The 14520-nt window shown below is 72.5% G+C and carries 15 protein-coding genes; 7 read left to right on the top strand and 8 right to left on the bottom strand.

Features of this window, described 5'->3' with window-relative positions; all coding sequences use genetic code 11:
• Positions 1 to 73: 73 nt before the first annotated feature.
• Together ACGFZQ_RS48650 and ACGFZQ_RS48645 are read left to right on the top strand one after the other, a co-directional pair.
• The gene (locus ACGFZQ_RS48650; RefSeq protein ID WP_393845943.1) at positions 74 to 616 is read left to right on the top strand and encodes a cysteine dioxygenase; all 543 of its coding nucleotides are present in this window, start codon (positions 74 to 76) and stop codon (positions 614 to 616) included.
• Positions 607 to 1032: a rhodanese-like domain-containing protein gene (locus ACGFZQ_RS48645; protein WP_393845972.1), complete on the top strand. Its 426-nt coding sequence runs from the start codon at positions 607 to 609 to the stop codon at positions 1030 to 1032. The genes ACGFZQ_RS48650 and ACGFZQ_RS48645 overlap by 10 nt, the downstream gene beginning before the upstream one ends.
• 16 nt (positions 1033 to 1048) lie before the next feature.
• On the opposite strand, the gene ACGFZQ_RS48640 is transcribed toward ACGFZQ_RS48645, so the two are convergent.
• The 3 genes from ACGFZQ_RS48640 to recA form a co-directional block, all read right to left on the bottom strand.
• Positions 1049 to 3577, bottom strand: coding sequence for an ABC transporter permease (locus tag ACGFZQ_RS48640; protein WP_393845942.1), 2529 nt, complete (start codon positions 3575 to 3577; stop codon positions 1049 to 1051).
• A gap of 132 nt (positions 3578 to 3709) precedes the next feature.
• Entirely contained in the window at positions 3710 to 4615 is a 906-nt protein-coding gene (gene recX, locus ACGFZQ_RS48635) for a recombination regulator RecX (protein WP_393845941.1), read from the bottom strand.
• Positions 4616 to 4619: 4 nt separating this feature from the next.
• Positions 4620 to 5750, bottom strand: a complete 1131-nt coding sequence (gene recA / locus ACGFZQ_RS48630) for a recombinase RecA (RefSeq protein ID WP_393845940.1) — start codon at positions 5748 to 5750, stop codon at positions 4620 to 4622.
• A gap of 504 nt (positions 5751 to 6254) precedes the next feature.
• On the opposite strand from recA, the gene ACGFZQ_RS48625 reads away from it, so the two are divergent.
• From ACGFZQ_RS48625 to ACGFZQ_RS48610, 4 genes are all read left to right on the top strand, one after another.
• The gene (locus ACGFZQ_RS48625) at positions 6255 to 6530 is read left to right on the top strand and encodes a polyprenyl synthetase (RefSeq protein WP_382539754.1); all 276 of its coding nucleotides are present in this window, start codon (positions 6255 to 6257) and stop codon (positions 6528 to 6530) included.
• Positions 6523 to 7575: a polyprenyl synthetase family protein gene (locus tag ACGFZQ_RS48620; RefSeq protein WP_393845939.1), complete on the top strand. Its 1053-nt coding sequence runs from the start codon at positions 6523 to 6525 to the stop codon at positions 7573 to 7575. Before ACGFZQ_RS48625 ends, ACGFZQ_RS48620 begins: the two co-directional genes overlap by 8 nt.
• An 82-nt stretch (positions 7576 to 7657) precedes the next feature.
• Positions 7658 to 8818 (top strand): oxygenase MpaB family protein, encoded by a 1161-nt coding sequence (locus ACGFZQ_RS48615; RefSeq protein WP_393845938.1) that lies wholly within the window; start codon positions 7658 to 7660, stop codon positions 8816 to 8818.
• An 87-nt stretch (positions 8819 to 8905) separates the two neighbouring features.
• Entirely contained in the window at positions 8906 to 9733 is an 828-nt protein-coding gene (locus ACGFZQ_RS48610; protein ID WP_393845937.1) for a hypothetical protein, read from the top strand.
• Positions 9734 to 9943: 210 nt separating this feature from the next.
• Here the strand turns inward: ACGFZQ_RS48610 and ACGFZQ_RS48605 are convergent, their stop codons facing one another.
• Both ACGFZQ_RS48605 and ACGFZQ_RS48600 read right to left on the bottom strand, forming a co-directional pair.
• Positions 9944 to 11197 carry an AI-2E family transporter gene (locus ACGFZQ_RS48605; RefSeq protein ID WP_393845936.1) on the bottom strand — a complete coding sequence of 418 codons (1254 nt, stop codon included), beginning with the start codon at positions 11195 to 11197 and terminating at the stop codon, positions 9944 to 9946.
• Between the two features lie 60 nt (positions 11198 to 11257).
• Entirely contained in the window at positions 11258 to 11452 is a 195-nt protein-coding gene (locus tag ACGFZQ_RS48600; protein WP_351728303.1) for a DUF3046 domain-containing protein, read from the bottom strand.
• 80 nt (positions 11453 to 11532) lie between these two features.
• Here ACGFZQ_RS48600 and ACGFZQ_RS48595 point away from each other — a divergent pair, with 80 nt between their 5' ends.
• Entirely contained in the window at positions 11533 to 12477 is a 945-nt protein-coding gene (locus ACGFZQ_RS48595; protein WP_393845935.1) for a hypothetical protein, read from the top strand.
• A 44-nt stretch (positions 12478 to 12521) separates the two neighbouring features.
• Here the strand turns inward: ACGFZQ_RS48595 and ACGFZQ_RS48590 are convergent, their stop codons facing one another.
• Genes ACGFZQ_RS48590 through ACGFZQ_RS48580 form a run of 3 tightly spaced genes read right to left on the bottom strand, consistent with a single transcriptional unit; the run spans position 12522 to position 14492 of the window.
• Positions 12522 to 12830 (bottom strand): AzlD domain-containing protein, encoded by a 309-nt coding sequence (locus ACGFZQ_RS48590; RefSeq protein WP_393845934.1) that lies wholly within the window; start codon positions 12828 to 12830, stop codon positions 12522 to 12524.
• On the bottom strand, positions 12827 to 13573 hold the full coding sequence (locus ACGFZQ_RS48585) for an AzlC family ABC transporter permease (protein ID WP_351728296.1): 747 nt from the start codon (positions 13571 to 13573) through the stop codon (positions 12827 to 12829). The genes ACGFZQ_RS48590 and ACGFZQ_RS48585 overlap by 4 nt, the downstream gene beginning before the upstream one ends.
• A gap of 10 nt (positions 13574 to 13583) precedes the next feature.
• Positions 13584 to 14492 (bottom strand): AraC family ligand binding domain-containing protein, encoded by a 909-nt coding sequence (locus ACGFZQ_RS48580; RefSeq protein WP_393845933.1) that lies wholly within the window; start codon positions 14490 to 14492, stop codon positions 13584 to 13586.
• Positions 14493 to 14520: the final 28 nt, after the last annotated feature.

Genomic DNA, 14520 nt, shown 5'->3' with positions numbered 1-14520 from the left:
TTCGCTTTTTCTCCTTCCTTCTCCGGGCGCCGTCTGCGCCCCCTTCGGCGAATCTTCATCAGGAACGGTGCACGTGTCTGCTTCTCTCTCCACCCCGTCCTCCCCCGCCTCTCCGTCCGCCTCCGCGCCCACCCAGGCGGACCTCCTCGACTTCGTCCGGCGTACGGCCGCCGACACCGAGCTGATCTCCTCGCTCCCGCTCGACCCCGAGGGCCGCACCTGGGTACGGCTCGACGGTCCCGGCGGCAGCGAGGCCTGGCTGATCGGCTGGCCGCCCGGCTCGGGCACCGGCTGGCACGACCACGCCGAGTCGGTCGGTGCCTTCCTCACCGCCACCGGTGAGCTGAAGGAGTACTCGCTCGCCACCCGGCTGCCCACCGACGGCTGGAAGACCCTGGAGCTCTCCGAGGACGTCGACCGCGAGCGTCGGCTGCCCGCCGGAAAGGGCCGCTCCTTCGGCCGCGACCACGTCCACGAGGTGCTCAACGAGTCCACCGAGCACCATGCGGTCTCCGTCCACGCCTACTACCCGCCGCTGCCGCGGATCCGCCGCTACAGCCGCAGCGGACCGGTGCTGCGCCTGGAGCAGGTCGAGCGCCCGGAGGACTGGCAGTGAGCGGCTCCGGACAGCCCTCCGTGGGCATCGACGAGTTGCTGGAGCGGGTACGGTCCGGCTACCGGCGCGTGGCGGCGCACGAGGCGTACGAAGCGGCGCGGACCGGAGACGCCCTGCTGGTCGACATCCGGTACGCGGCGCTGCGCGAGCGGGACGGGGTGATCCCGGGCGCCCTCGTCATAGAGCGCAACGAGCTGGAGTGGCGCCTGGACCCCCAGGGCAGCCACAAGACCCCCGAGGCCACCGGCCACGACCTCCAGATCGTCGTGATCTGCAACGAGGGCTACGCCTCCAGCCTGGCCGCCGCCTCCCTGCACCAGCTGGGCCTGCACCGCACGACGGACCTGATCGGCGGCTTCCAGGCCTGGAAAGCAGCGGGACTGCCGGTCAGCCCTGACAACGGCACCGACCTGTAGTCCCGTCCAGTCCCCTCTAGTCCTTGGCCGTCGCCACCGTCACCGCCGGCACCCGCAGCGCCACCCGGCCGGGAAGGGCCGCGGCCACCAGTGCGAGCAGCGCGGCAGTCGCGACGACGGTCACGTACAGCAATGGCGTGACCGTCGGTGCGGCCCGGCCCGTCATGCCCACGCTGAACGCGGTCAGTACGGCGAGCGCGATGCCGCTGCCGAGGGCCGTCGCCAGCGCCAGCACCGACAGCACCTCGGTCCGCAGCATCCGGAGCACCTGACGGCGGGTGGCCCCGGCCAGCCTGAGCAGCGCGAACTCCCGGACACGTGCGGCGACCGACATGGCGAGCGTGTTGACGACGGCGATGGCGGTGAACGCCAGGATCAGCCCCATGGCCAGGTAGTTGACCTCGGCGTTGTCCTGTTGCCGGTCGGCCTGGAGGGAGTCGGCGGCGGCCGGCGAAAGAATCCGCAGACCCGGGAACTCACGGAGCGTAGTCGCGAGTTGTGCTTGTGTACGGGCCGTGCTGACGAGGACGGAGGAGGCGAGCGGGTTGTCCACATGGTGCGAGACGAGGTCGTGGGCGAAGGTGAGATCGCCGAAGCCCAGACCCCGGGCGTAGACGGCGGCGACGGTGAGCGTGGCGGGCGTGCCGTCGCCGAGGGTGAGCCTCAGGGTGCTGCCGGGCGCCAAGTGGTGCTGATCGGCGGTCAGTTCGCTGACGGCTACGGTGCGGTCGGTGAGGCGGCCGAGGGAGCCCGCGGTGACCCTGGGGTCCCAGGTGCGGGTGAGGCCCTCGGGGGTGACGCCCTGGGCCGGGTACTTGTCGAGTCCGATGCGGACGGTCGTACGGACCACTTCGGTGACGGCGTCGTGGTGGGCACGCAACCGCTGTGCGGCTTCGGCCGGGACGCCCGGTCCCCGGGCGGCGACGACCCAGTCGGCGGTGACCCCTGCGCGGGCCTGGGCGCGGGCGGCGTCGCCGAGGGTGGACTGGACGAACAGCACGGTGCAGGTCATGCCGACGAGCAGGGTGAGAGGGGTGACGACGGAGGCCATCCGGGTGGCGTTGCCGCGCAGGTTGGCGGTGGCGAGCCGGCCTCCGTGACCGGTGAGCCGCAGCGGCCCGGCGAGCAGCAGCGCGGCCGCCTTGACCAGCAGCGGGCCGAGCAGGGCGATGGAGGTGGAGAGGACCACGACGGCGAGGAAGGTGACGGGAGTCGACGCGGGTTCGGAGCGCAGGGAGGTGAGCAGGACGACGAGCACGACCCCACCGGTGAGCAGCAGCAGACCGGCGGCGATCCGCCCCCGGTCGGACCGGGCGGGCTCGGTCCGGGACTCGGCCAGCGCCTCGGTCGGCCGGATCCGGGTGATGCGCCGGGAGGCGATACGGGCGGCGGCCCAGGCGCCGATCAGCGTCGCGACGAGCGCGGCGAACGGCGGGAAGACACCGGTGGTGTGCTGAAGCGTGGCGGGTACGGCGCCCAGGGCGACGAACCTCGTGTGCAACCAGGCGCCCAGCGGAAGCCCGAGGAGTGCGCCGAGGGTGCCGGCGGCCGCACCGACGATCAGCGCCTCGCGGCCGAGCAGCCGGCGGATCTGGCCGGGGGTGGCGGCGATGGCCCGCAGCAGGGCGAGTTCGCGGTGGCGCTGCTGGACGGTGAGCGCGAAGGTGCCGACGACCACCAGGATCGCCACGAGCAGCGCGGTGCCGCCCATGGCACCGCCCATGCTGACCAGCCGGACCCTGGCGGCGGCCGCGTCCAAGAACTCGACGGGGCCGCGGGCGTCCCCGGTGGAGACCTGGGCGGTGGTGCCGCGCAGTGTCTGTGTCACGGCCCGCTTCAGCTGGTCCGGGTCGGTGCCGTGGGCGGGCAGCACGCCGAACGCGGTGACCTGCCCAGGATGTGCGGCCAGCCGGTGGGCCTCGGCGGTGGAGAAGAAGAGGGACGTCTGGTGGCGTACTTCGGTGGCCGGGGCGGCGATTCCGGTGATCCGGTAGGCGCGCGGGGCCCGCGTCGACTGCACGGTGAGGGTGTCGCCGGGGTGCAGCCGGGCGCGTGCGGCGAGGTCGCGGTCGACGACCAGGTCGGTGGCGGCCCTGGGCGGGGTGCCGGTGACCAGTCGGTACGGGGTGAGCGCGGCTGACTCCCAGGCGTGTCCGTAGGCGGTACGGCCGCCGGTGCCGGCCGGAGTCGACGGCTGGGCGAGGAAGGTCAGTTCGGGCACGACTCGGGCGACGCCTGGCGTGTGGGTGAGCCGGGCTTCCAGGTCCGCCGGCAGCCAGGCGCGCTCGGCGATGGGTTTCGCCTTGTGCTTGACCTTGGCCTTGCCGTGCTTGTGCTTGACGGTGGTCCGGTGGACGTACTGGTCGCCGGAGACGACGACGGGGGTCGCCGCGTAGCGCTCGGTGTGGATCGTGCCGCGCAGACCGGTGTCCAGGAGGGTGCCACAGGCGGAGATCAGCGCGGCCGCGCACAGCAGGGCGAGGAAGGCACCGAGGAACCCGGTCTTGCGGGCACGGACGGTCCTGAGGGCGTAACGCAGCATCATGGCGTACACGGTTGTGCACACACGGGTCCCCGGGCACTGCGGTGGCCCGGTGTCTTGGGAGGGGGGTAACCCCACCACCCCGACAGGCCGGCGCCTCCTTCGGACTGGCCGCCCGTCAGACCTGCCCGTCCGTCAGAAGTCCCCGCCCTCAAGGAAATCCGTGTCCTCGCCCTCCTCCTCCAGGGCTTGCCGGACGACCCTGAGGGCCATGCCCTCGGGGTATCCCTTGCGGGCGAGCATGCCGGCAAGGCGGCGGATGCGCTTGTCCCGGTCGAGGCCCCGGGTGGAGCGGAGCTTGCGGGCGACGAGTTCGCGGGCCGTCTCCTCCTCCTGCTCGGAGTCGAGCCGTCCGACGGCCTCGTCGATGAGCGTCGAGTCGACGCCCTTGGTCCGCAGTTCCTGGGCGAGCGCGCGTCGGGCCAGTCCCCGGCCATGGTGCCGGGACTCCACCCACGCGTCCGCGAACGCACTGTCGTTGATCAGCCCGACCTCCTCGAACCGCGACAGCACCTCCTCGGCGACGTCGTCCGGGATCTCCCGCTTGCGCAGGGCGTCCGCGAGCTGTTTCCGGGTGCGCGGGGTCCCGGTGAGCAGGCGCAGACAGATCGCCCGCGCCCGCTCAGCCGGGTCCGCCGGAGGCTCCCCCTGCTCGGCCCTCGACAAGGAGGAGGAACCCCCGTCCTCACCTGACGGCTCCCCGGAGCCACGCCGACGGCGCGTCCCGGGCCGCCGCGAGCCACGGCCGGGTGATCCGTGTCCGCGGGGCCCGGCCGGGCCGTCGTGCGTGCCGTCCTCGTACGCGCTGTACGAGTCGGGCGGGCCGTCGTCCTCGTACGAGCCGTCACGCCCGTATGAGCCATCGCTCCCCCGTGTCGCACCCCCGTCCCGGTGCCGGCGTGCCACCGGGTGTCCCCCGCCGTCGCCCCCGTACCTGTCGCCGCCCGTGTCGTAGGGCCCGGTACCGTCCCCGGTGCCCCTCCCCCGTGGGGCACCGGGGGACATGTACTCGTGGTCGGCCCAGTCGGTTCGTCGTGTCACGGTGTCAGCTCTTGGCGGTGGCGGCCTTGGGCTTGGTGACCTTGGCGGCGGCCGGGGCGGGCACCGTCTTCGCCGGGTCGTCCGTGGCCGCGGTGACGACCGCCGCGTCCGCACCCGGCTCGGCGGCGGGCGCCTCCGGGCGGACACCGACGCCCAGCTTCTCCTTGATCTTCTTCTCGATCTCGTCGGCCAGGTCGGGGTTGTCCTTGAGGAAGTTGCGCGCGTTCTCCTTGCCCTGGCCGAGCTGGTCGCCCTCGTACGTGTACCAGGCACCGGCCTTGCGGACGAAGCCGTTCTCCACGCCCATGTCGATCAGGCCGCCCTCGCGGCTGATGCCGTGGCCGTAGAGGATGTCGAACTCGGCCTGCTTGAAGGGCGGGGCCACCTTGTTCTTGACGACCTTGACGCGGGTGCGGTTGCCGACCGCGTCCGTGCCGTCTTTCAGGGTCTCGATGCGGCGGATGTCGAGTCGCACCGAGGCATAGAACTTCAGCGCGCGGCCACCGGTCGTGGTCTCCGGGGAGCCGAACATCACGCCGATCTTCTCGCGGAGCTGGTTGATGAAGATCGCGGTGGTCTTGGACTGGTTGAGCGCACTGGTGATCTTCCGCAGCGCCTGGCTCATCAGGCGGGCCTGGAGACCGACGTGGCTGTCGCCCATCTCGCCCTCGATCTCCGCGCGCGGGACGAGCGCGGCGACGGAGTCGATGACGATGAGGTCGAGGGCGCCGGAGCGGACCAGCATGTCCACGATCTCCAGGGCCTGCTCGCCGTTGTCGGGCTGGGAGAGGATCAGGTTGTCGATGTCGACGCCGAGCTTCTGCGCGTACTCGGGGTCGAGGGCGTGCTCCGCGTCCACGAACGCGACCTGACCGCCCGCCTTCTGCGCGTTGGCCACGGCGTGCAGGGTCAGGGTCGTCTTACCGGAGGACTCCGGTCCGTAGATCTCCACGACCCGGCCGCGCGGCAGGCCACCGACGCCCAGGGCGACGTCGAGCGCGGTCGACCCGGTCGAGATGACCTCGATGGGCTCCTTCGTCCGGTCGCCCATGCGCATGACCGCGCCCTTGCCGAACTGCCGTTCAATCTGTGCGAGAGCGGCTTCGAGAGCCTTCTCGCGGTCGGTACCTGCCATGGGTTCCACCCGGTTTGCTTGAGTCGATCGCTTCACGTCAAAGACGCTAACGCCTGCCACTGACAATGCGCCCCGACGCCGGCCCGGCCTGTGGATAACTCGGGGACTTCTCCGCCGAAACCATGTCGAACTGCCACTGGAGTCCCCGTCGAGAACCCCGCCGGAGCCTCCATAAGAATGGATGTTCGATTTTCGTGTCAAGCGCACCACGCGGTACTCCCGCCACTTCCCCGCAGGGTGCCCACCCACCGCTCACCCACCCCAGGAGGGCGCGCGGAGCGGGGACGGGCGACGCCCGGGAATCGGGCGTACGCGGCACGCGGGCGGGAGCGCGCGGCGCGCCGGGGGGCGGCAGCCGGAAGCGGAACCGCGGCACGGCGTCCGCACCACCCGGCAAGACGTTCACCCGATCGTGAGTTTCCGCATGCCCGCGCCCGTAGTGCCGCGATGCTCGAAGAGGCGGCCGGTAGGCGGCGCCCCTGTGTGCCGTGGGTGGGAGAACGCATGACACGTGAGACAGGACGACGCGGCCTGGACGAGCAGGCCGTGCTGCTGGCGGCGGGACTGGCCGATCTGGCGGTGAGCACCCTGGGCACCGCCGTCGGCACGGTACGGGGGCTGCTGCGCCGCTCGGACACCGGAGCGCTTGCGGCGGAGGCCGAGCACGACCTCACCGCGCGCGGACGCCTGGTCCTGGACCGGTACGCGACCGTCCCCCCGGCCCATCTGGAGATCCTCGCCCGGCACGCCCTCGCCCGGCGGACCACCGCCGATGACTGACCGGTGGGACCCGACCGGCTTCAAGATCCGCATCGACGAGGTACTGCGCCGGTTCGTCGCCACGGAGGCCGACCAGTTCGCGGCGATCGATCCACTCCTCGGCCCGGTGGCCGAGCAGCTGGAGGCGGCGGTCACGGACGGCAAACGGCTGCGGGCGGCGTTCTGCTACTGGGGCTGGCGTGCGGTGGGGCAGCCGGACAGCGACGCGCTGGTGCGGGCGGCGGCCTCCATGGAGCTGGTGCACGCCGCCGCCGTCGTGCACGACGACCTCATCGACGACAGCCCGCTGCGGCACGGGCGCCCCACGGCACACATCGCCCTGCGTGCCGCCGTACCGGCTCATCCGTGTGCCGACGGCACCGCGCGGTCGCTGGCGATGCTCGTGGGCGATCTGCTGATGTCACTGGCCGGGCAGTTGTTCGCGACCTGTGGTCTGCCCGCCGCCTATCTCGCCCGGGGCCGCCCCCTGTGGTCGCTGCTGGCCCGGGAGCTGATCGCGGGCGAGTGCCTGGAGATCCTGCGCACCGGGACCGGCCCGGACACCGCGGCCTCGCTGAAGGTGATCCGCTACAAGACCGCCAAGTACACCGTCGAGCAGCCCCTGCTGATCGGCGGCGCCCTGGCCGGGGCGGGCGAGCGGCTGCGGGCCGGGTACTCCGCGTACGGGCTGCCGCTGGGCGAGGCGTTCCAGCTCCGCGACGACCTGCTCGGCCTGTTCGGGGAACCGGAGCACACCGGCAAGGCCAACGCCGACGACGTACGCGGCCACCGGCCCACCGCGCTGCTCGCGGAGACCTGGCGGCTCGCCCGTGACGAGGACCGGAAGCGGCTCGACGCGTTGCTCGGCAGACGCGATCTGGGTGCGGAGGGCCTGGACGCGGTCCGCGAGGTGATGTGCCGGCTCGGGGCGCCCGACCGGATCGAGCGCATGATCGGCGCGCGGGTCACGGAAGCGCTCGACGCCCTCCACGCACTGGACGTGCCGGCCCCCGCCGCCGGCGCCCTGACCGCGCTGGCCCACTCGGCGGCGGTCCGCCTGTCCTGACGCCCACCCGGTGGCACGGACGACCCCCGCGAAGAGACTCACGAAGACCCGCGAGAGACCCGCGAAGACAAGGAGCCCTGCCGTGACCCACACCGAGGCATCGTCGGACGCCCTCCGGCACGCCGGTGACGAACTCGCCGACGCCACGGTCGCCGCACTCTTCGAGCGCGGGGAGGTGGGCACGTTCAACACCCTGATGCGCTATGTCTCCACCGCCGGCGCTCCCCTGCCGGACGGGCTGCCCGACGTCGCGCGGGAGTATCTGGAGGCCACCCGGGTCCCGCCGTCGTGGGTGGACTGGGGCGAGATGGAGAAGGCCCGGCTGTTCTTCATCGACAACAACGTGCACATCGCGACCGCGCTCTCCTTCGCCTCCATGCCCGCCTGTTACGTCGTCCCGCGCATGGCGAAGCTGCTGTCGGCCACCCACGGGCTGAAGTACCCCTCCAAACGCATGGCGGAGACCGGCCAGTTCACCGTCTATCTGATGCGGCCGGACGCGTTCGAAGCCGGCAGCCGTTTCATCCCGGCCGCGCAGAAGGTGCGTCTGCTGCACGCCTCGATCCGGCATCACCTCAGGCGCGAGAACCGCTGGGACACCGAGGCGCTGGGGACGCCGATCTGCCAGGAGGACATGATCGCCGGGCAGATGTTCTTCTCGCTGCTGGTCCTCGACAGCCTGCACCGGCTCGGCATCCATCTGTCCACGGAGGGCGCGGAGGCGTACTACTACGCGTGGCGGGTGGTCGGCGCCATGCTCGGCGTCGACCAGGAGGCCGTTCCCAAGACCCTCGACGAGGCCCGCAACTTCCTCGACCAGTACATGATCCGGTACATGGGCCCCTCCGAGGAGGGCACGCACCTGACCCGGCAGCTCATCGAGCTCTACGAGGAGGTCGTCCCCGGCACCTTCTTCGACCCGGTCGTCTCGGCCCTCGTCCGCCACCTCGTCGGCGACACCTGCGCGGACTGGCTGGAGGTGCCGCGCACCCCGTGGGACACCGTCGTCAAGGCCGTACCGCACCTCCTCGGCGTCCTGGAGACCATCGAGGACCGGTCCCCGCTGGGCGCGTGGGCACTGGACCGTCTCGGCCACCTCACCGCCGTCTTCGAGCTGTCCTCCCTCACCCGTGGCCGCGTCATGCACTACGCCATCCCCGAACACCTCCGGAAGGACTACGGCGTCCAGGGCGCGGTGCCCCGCACCCGGCGGTGGACCCCGCCGGCCGCCACGGTCTCCTGACCGTCCGCACGCCTACTCCCCACGGCGTACGGCGGGTGTCTTCGACCGGACGACGACCGCGCGGACGGCCCCCGCAAGGGTGGGCGCATGCCCTCCCCCCTGGAAAGTCCGTCCTCCGCGGAAACTCCGGTCTCCCTGGAAAGTCCGCACCGGAATCCACCGGCGAGCCCCCTGCGCGGGGCCCGTCCCGCCGAGCGTCTCTGCCATGCGACCGGGGCACTCCTCGTCCTCTCCGGCCTGGTGCACCTGGTGGTGTTCGCGGTGGACGGCGGCCCCTGGTACGGCCCGGTCTCCTGGCGCAAGCCGGTCACGTTCGGGCTCTCCTTCGGGCTGACGCTGATCGCGGTCACCTGGGTCACCTCGTATCTGAGGATCGGGGAGCGGCTGCGGACCGTGCTGCTCGTCGTGTTCGCCGCCGACTGTGTGGTGGAGGTCGGCGGGATCACCCTGCAGGCGTGGCGCCGGGTGCCCTCGCACCTCGACATGGAGACGCCGTTCGACACGGCGGTGTCGATGATGCTCGCGGTGGGCGGCGGGGTCCTGGTGGTGCTGCTCACCGTCTTCGCCGTGGTGTCGTTCCGGCGGCGGCCGGCCGGTCCCGTGGGCATGGCGCTCGCCGTGCGCTCCGGGTTCGCGGTCCTGCTCGTCGCGCTGGCCTCGGGAGCCGCGATGATCGCGCGCGGGGTGGTGCTCGTCCGGACCGGTCACCAGGAGGCGGCGTACGACTCGACGGCCCCGCTCAAGCCGCTGCACGGGGTGAGTCTGCACGCGGTGCTGGTCCTGCCCGCGCTGGCCTGGCTGCTGTCCCGCACCGCCTGGAGCGAACAGGTCCGGTGGCGGGTCGTGGCCACGGCGGTGGGCTGCTACGCGGCCGCCGTGGCCGCCGCCGGGGTGTGGGCGGTGCTCACCTACTGATCGCGGTGGCCGCGAGTGGTCACGGTGACCCGCCGCCGGTCGCGGTGACCCCGCCACTGATCCGGTGCCCCGCCGCCGATCGCGGTGGCTGCCACTGGTCACGGTGACCCGCCGCCGATCCCGGCGACCCGCCACCGATCCCAGTGGCCCGCCGCCGATCCGCGGTGGCCCACCGCTGATCCCGGTGGCCCACCGCGGATGGTCGCGGCGTCAGGCCGAGCCCTCCCGTGAGTCCTCGGCCGGCCGCTGCCATATCGTCCGCCACGCGCGCGTGAGCAGCCCGGGGCCGCCCGTGTCGCGTCGGGGGCGCCCGTTCACCCGGGGGTCGTCCGTGACGTCGTACCGCTTCACATAGGCGCTCAGGAACGCCTGGAGCGTGGCGACCGCGGGGATCGCGATCAGGGCGCCGACGGCGCCGAGGAGCGCGGTGCCCGCGATGACCGAGCCGAAGGCGACCGCCGGGTGGATGTCGACGGACTTGGAGGTCAGCTTGGGCTGGAGCATGTAGTTCTCGAATTGCTGGTAGATCACGACGAACACCAGCACCCACACCGCGTACAGGGGGTTGACGGTGAACGCGATCAGCATCGGCAGCGCGCCCGCGAGGTAGGTGCCGATGGTGGGGATGAACTGCGAGACCAGGCCCACCCAGACACCGAGCACGGGCGCGTACGGCACGCCCAGGGCCTCCAGCAGGATGTAGTGGGCGATGCCGGAGATCAGCGCCATCACACCGCGCGAGTACAGATAGCCGCCGGTCTTGTCCACGGCGATCTCCCAGGCGCGCAGCACCTCGGCCTGGCGGGCGGGCGGCAGGACGGAGCACAGGGTGCGGCGCAGCCGGGGACCGTCGGCGGCGAAGTAGAAGGCGAACAGCGTGATCGTCAGCAGCTGGAAGAGGCCGCCGAGCACCTGCCCGGAGACGTCGAGCACGCCGGCCGCGCTGTTCTGCGCGTACTTGCGCAGCCAGTCGGAGTGCAGCAGGCCCTCCTGGACGTCGACCCGCTTCACGTCGGTGTGGAAGGTGTGGTTGACCCAGTTGATGACCGAGTCCAGGTAGTCCGGGAAGTCTTCGACGATCTTGATGATCTGGCCGGCCAGCATCGAGCCGAGCAGCGTGACGAATCCCGCGGTGGCGATGGCCAGGCCGAGGAAGACCAGGAAGGTCGCGACCCCCCGGCGCATTCGGCGCGAGGCCATCCAGCTCACCGCGGGCTCGATGGCGAGCGCCAGGAAGAACGCGATGAGGATGTTGATCAGCAGGCCGGTGAGCTGGTGGAAGGCCCAGCTGCCCAGCTGGAAGGCGGCGACGAGGGCGAGCGCCAGCACCATGGCGCGCGGCAGCCAGCGCGGCATGCGGGCGCTCGGTACCGCGGCGCCGGCGGCCGGGCGTCCGGCGGGCGGCGTCGTGTCGGCCGGGTATGCGTCCTGGGCGGTCCGCCCGTCGTCGTCAGTGGGTGCCACGGTGCAAGTCTCGCCGACGGCACTGACAACGCGTGGCCCGTATCCGATCTTTGTGCACGCTCAGCGCTTCTCCCCGGGAACGTTCATGACCGTGCAGACCACACGCCACACTTCCTTGGCCTCCCAGCCGGTGTCCAGCGCCTCGTGCACCGTGAGTCCGCCGAGCTCCGTCATCACATGATCGCGCGCGAAGGTGTCGGCGTACCCGGAACCGAAGTGTTCCGCCATCCGCTGCCAGAAGACCGTCAACCGCATGACACCAGTATCCCGCCCCTGAGAGTGGGCCCTGCCCGGGACCGCTTGCCGAGACCGCTTTCCGTCCTACGGTCTGACGCATGGCCGAAACCGGAGCTTCCCCACTCCCCCCTACGCCCCCGGCGCACTCCCCGCTCCTCCGCGCCAAGCAGTTCATGTGGCTCACCGCGCGCGTACTGGAGCAGCGCCTCTTCGCGTACCACTTCCTGAACGGCAGCCCCGATCCGGTGGAGACGGCGCTGGACGCCTACCGCAACGAGGACGGCGGGTACGGCCATGCGCTGGAGCCCGATCTGCGCGGTCCGGTGAGCCAGCCGCTGCACACCGGGCACGCGCTGGCCGTCCTGGACGCCGTCGGGCGCTGCGGCGGACAGCGGGTGGAGCGGGTGTGCCGCTATCTGACGTCCGTCTCCACGACGGACGGGGCACTGCCCGCGATCCATCCGAGCCAGCGCGGCTATCCGGCCGCCCCGTTCATTCCGATCACCGACGACCCGCCCAGTGAGCTGCTCGCCACCGGCCCTGTGGTGGGGCTTCTGCACCGCAACGAGGTGTGGCACGCCTGGCTGTTCCGGGCCACCGACTTCTGCTGGGAGGCCGTGGAGTCCCTGGAGAAGACGCATCCCTACGAGGTCGAGGCCGCCGTCGCCTTCCTGGACGCGGTACCCGACCGCGCCCGCGCGGAGGCGGCCGCCGACCGGCTGGGCCGCCTGGTGCGCGAGCACCGGCTGGCGGCGCTGGACCCGGAGCAGCTGGACGCGTACCCGGTGGCGCCCGGCTACGCCCCGGGCGAGCACCACTTCCCGCACGACTTCGCGAAGGCCCCGCACTCGCTGGCGCGCGCGTGGTTCACCGACGAGGAGATGGCCCGCTCGCTGGACCACCTCGCCGCCGAGCAGCAGGAGGACGGCGGCTGGCCGATCGGCTGGCTCCAGTGGGCGCCGACCACCGCCCTGGAGGCCCGCCCGATGGTGACGATCGAGGCTCTGCGCACCCTCAAGGCATACGGCCACTCCGTGGGGTGACCCATCTCTCAGCCACCTCCCCCGCCCCCGCCCTCCAGCACCGCTCAGCCCGCGATGGCCCGTACCCCCGCCGTCACCAGCACGGCCGCGCCGACGACGACCAGGAAGGGCGCGCGCAGCACCAGCGCCACGGCGGCCGCCCCGAGCCCCGCGGCCCGGGCATCCAGCACGAGCGTGTGCCCGTCGGCGAACGTCTGCTGGGCGGTGAGGGCGGCGAGCAGGGCCACCGGCAGCAGGGCGGCCAGCCGCCGCACCATCGGCCGCTCCAGGACACCCGCGGGCACCAGCAGCCCGGCGAGCTTGACGACGTAGCAGCCGAGGACGGTCGCGGCGATCGCGATCCAGGTGTTCAACGGGTCTCCTCGGAAGCGTCGTCGCGGGTACGGCCGGACCGGCGGCCGGAGACGTACAGAACGGCCGGCGCCGCCAGCGCGGCCGCCAGGACCGGCACCCCGGCGGGCAGCACGGGCAGCAGGCCGAGCCCCAGCAGCACCGCGAGCGCGGCGACCGCGCGGTCGGTCGTGGTCTTCAGCATGGGGGCGAGCAGCGCCAGGAAGACGGCGGGTCCGGCCGCGTCCAGGCCCCAGACGCCGGTGTCTCCGACGGCCTTGGCGCCGAGCGCGCCGAGCAGGGTGGTGAGGTTCCACAGCACGTACAGGCTGAGTCCGGTGACGGTGAAGCCGATCCGCGCGGCGCGCCGCGTCGGCTGGGCGAGCGTCACCGCGGTGGTCTCGTCGATCACCCACTGGGCGGCCAGCGGCCGTAGCACGCGCGGGAGGGCCAGCACCTGCGACAGACGCAGCCCGTAGAACGCGTTGCGCACCCCCAGGAAGAAGGCGCCGGCCGCCGCGGTGAGCGGGTTGCCGCCGGCCGCGAGTGCCCCGACCAGGGCGAACTGGGAGGCGCCGGTGAACACCAGGAGGCTGAGTACGCAGGTCTGGAGCAGGCCGAGCCCGCTGCCGGCCGAGGTCACCCCGAAGGCGAACCCGGAGAGTCCCACGGCGACGCCGACCCCGAGGGCGTCCCGGACGACGGCGGAGTCCGGTTTCGGCTCGCCTTCGCCGCGTATGTCTGCGAGTGCTGTCTGTTGTGCCACGCCCAGGACGCTACGTACCGCAGTCCCGCGCGTCTTGTACGTTCTTGCGCCCGCCGGGGCGCGCACCGCCGGGACCCCGCCCGCGCGGGTCCGCTCCGGATCCGCGCTCACGCTGGTAGGCCCCCGGCGGGACGCCGACGATCCGGGCGAAGTGCCGGTTGAGGTGCGGCTGGTCGGTGAATCCGACGGCGACGGCCGCCTCGGAGGGTGCGGTACCCGCGTCCAGCAGCAGCCGGGCGCGGCGCACCCGGGCGTCGGTCAGCCAGGTGTGCGGGGGCATGCCGTAGGCGTCGCGGAACGCCCGCAGCAGCGCGAAGGGACTGGTGCCGAGGTCGGTGGCGAGCCGTTCCAGCGTCGGCGGCTCGGTCATCCGCTCCTCCAGCACGGCACGCGCGCGTGCGGCGAGCTGCGCGCCGGCGGTGCGGACCTGCCGCTGCGGCAGCGGGCCGCCGTTCGACCGCAGCAGCCGGGTCACCGCCACCCGCAGCAGGGTGTCGGCGGCGAGCGCGTTGCCCTCGTCGGCGGCGCGCAGCACCCGGTGCACCAGGGCGACGCAGTACGGATCGTCGAGCACCGGGCTGACGAAGCCGGGGGTGCCCCGGATCGCGGTGGTCTCCGCGGCGATCGCCGCCACCAGTTCCGGGGACGGGTAGACCGCCCCGTACCGCCAGCCCTCGGGGACCGCGGCCCGGCCGGTGTGCGCGGTGTCGGGATTGACGAGCGCGAGCGCGCCGGCGCCGACGGTCACGTCGGACCCCCGGTGCCGGAAGACCTCGACCCCGTCCACGATCCCGGCGATCACGAAGTGCTCGTGAGTGTGCCGGACAAACGTCTTCCGGACATACCGGGCCCGCAGCAGATCGACATCGGGCAGCGCCTCGTACCGCCAGTGCCGCGCCCGCTCCCCGGATCCCGCCATGCGGCCATTGTCCACCCTGCCCGACTCC

The organism is Streptomyces sp. NPDC048254 (assembly GCF_043201895.1).
Taxonomy (GTDB): Bacteria; Actinomycetota; Actinomycetes; order Streptomycetales; family Streptomycetaceae; genus Streptomyces.
The sequence above is the reverse complement of the archived record's forward strand: the minus strand, read 5'-3'. Positions and strand labels throughout refer to the sequence as shown.

What these genes read in the sequence shown, in the direction of transcription:
- ACGFZQ_RS48595 (WP_393845935.1), top strand. Translation starts at nt 11,533, where the DNA reads ATGGCCGAAACCGGAGCTTCCCCACTCCCCCCTACGCCCCCGGCGCAC.
- recA (WP_393845940.1), bottom strand. Translation starts at nt 5,750, where the DNA reads ATGGCAGGTACCGACCGCGAGAAGGCTCTCGAAGCCGCTCTCGCACAG.
- ACGFZQ_RS48600 (WP_351728303.1), bottom strand. Translation starts at nt 11,452, where the DNA reads ATGCGGTTGACGGTCTTCTGGCAGCGGATGGCGGAACACTTCGGTTCC.
- ACGFZQ_RS48580 (WP_393845933.1), bottom strand. Translation starts at nt 14,492, where the DNA reads ATGGCGGGATCCGGGGAGCGGGCGCGGCACTGGCGGTACGAGGCGCTG.
- ACGFZQ_RS48640 (WP_393845942.1), bottom strand. Translation starts at nt 3,577, where the DNA reads ATGATGCTGCGTTACGCCCTCAGGACCGTCCGTGCCCGCAAGACCGGG.
- ACGFZQ_RS48625 (WP_382539754.1), top strand. Translation starts at nt 6,255, where the DNA reads ATGACACGTGAGACAGGACGACGCGGCCTGGACGAGCAGGCCGTGCTG.
- ACGFZQ_RS48610 (WP_393845937.1), top strand. Translation starts at nt 8,906, where the DNA reads ATGCCCTCCCCCCTGGAAAGTCCGTCCTCCGCGGAAACTCCGGTCTCC.
- ACGFZQ_RS48620 (WP_393845939.1), top strand. Translation starts at nt 6,523, where the DNA reads ATGACTGACCGGTGGGACCCGACCGGCTTCAAGATCCGCATCGACGAG.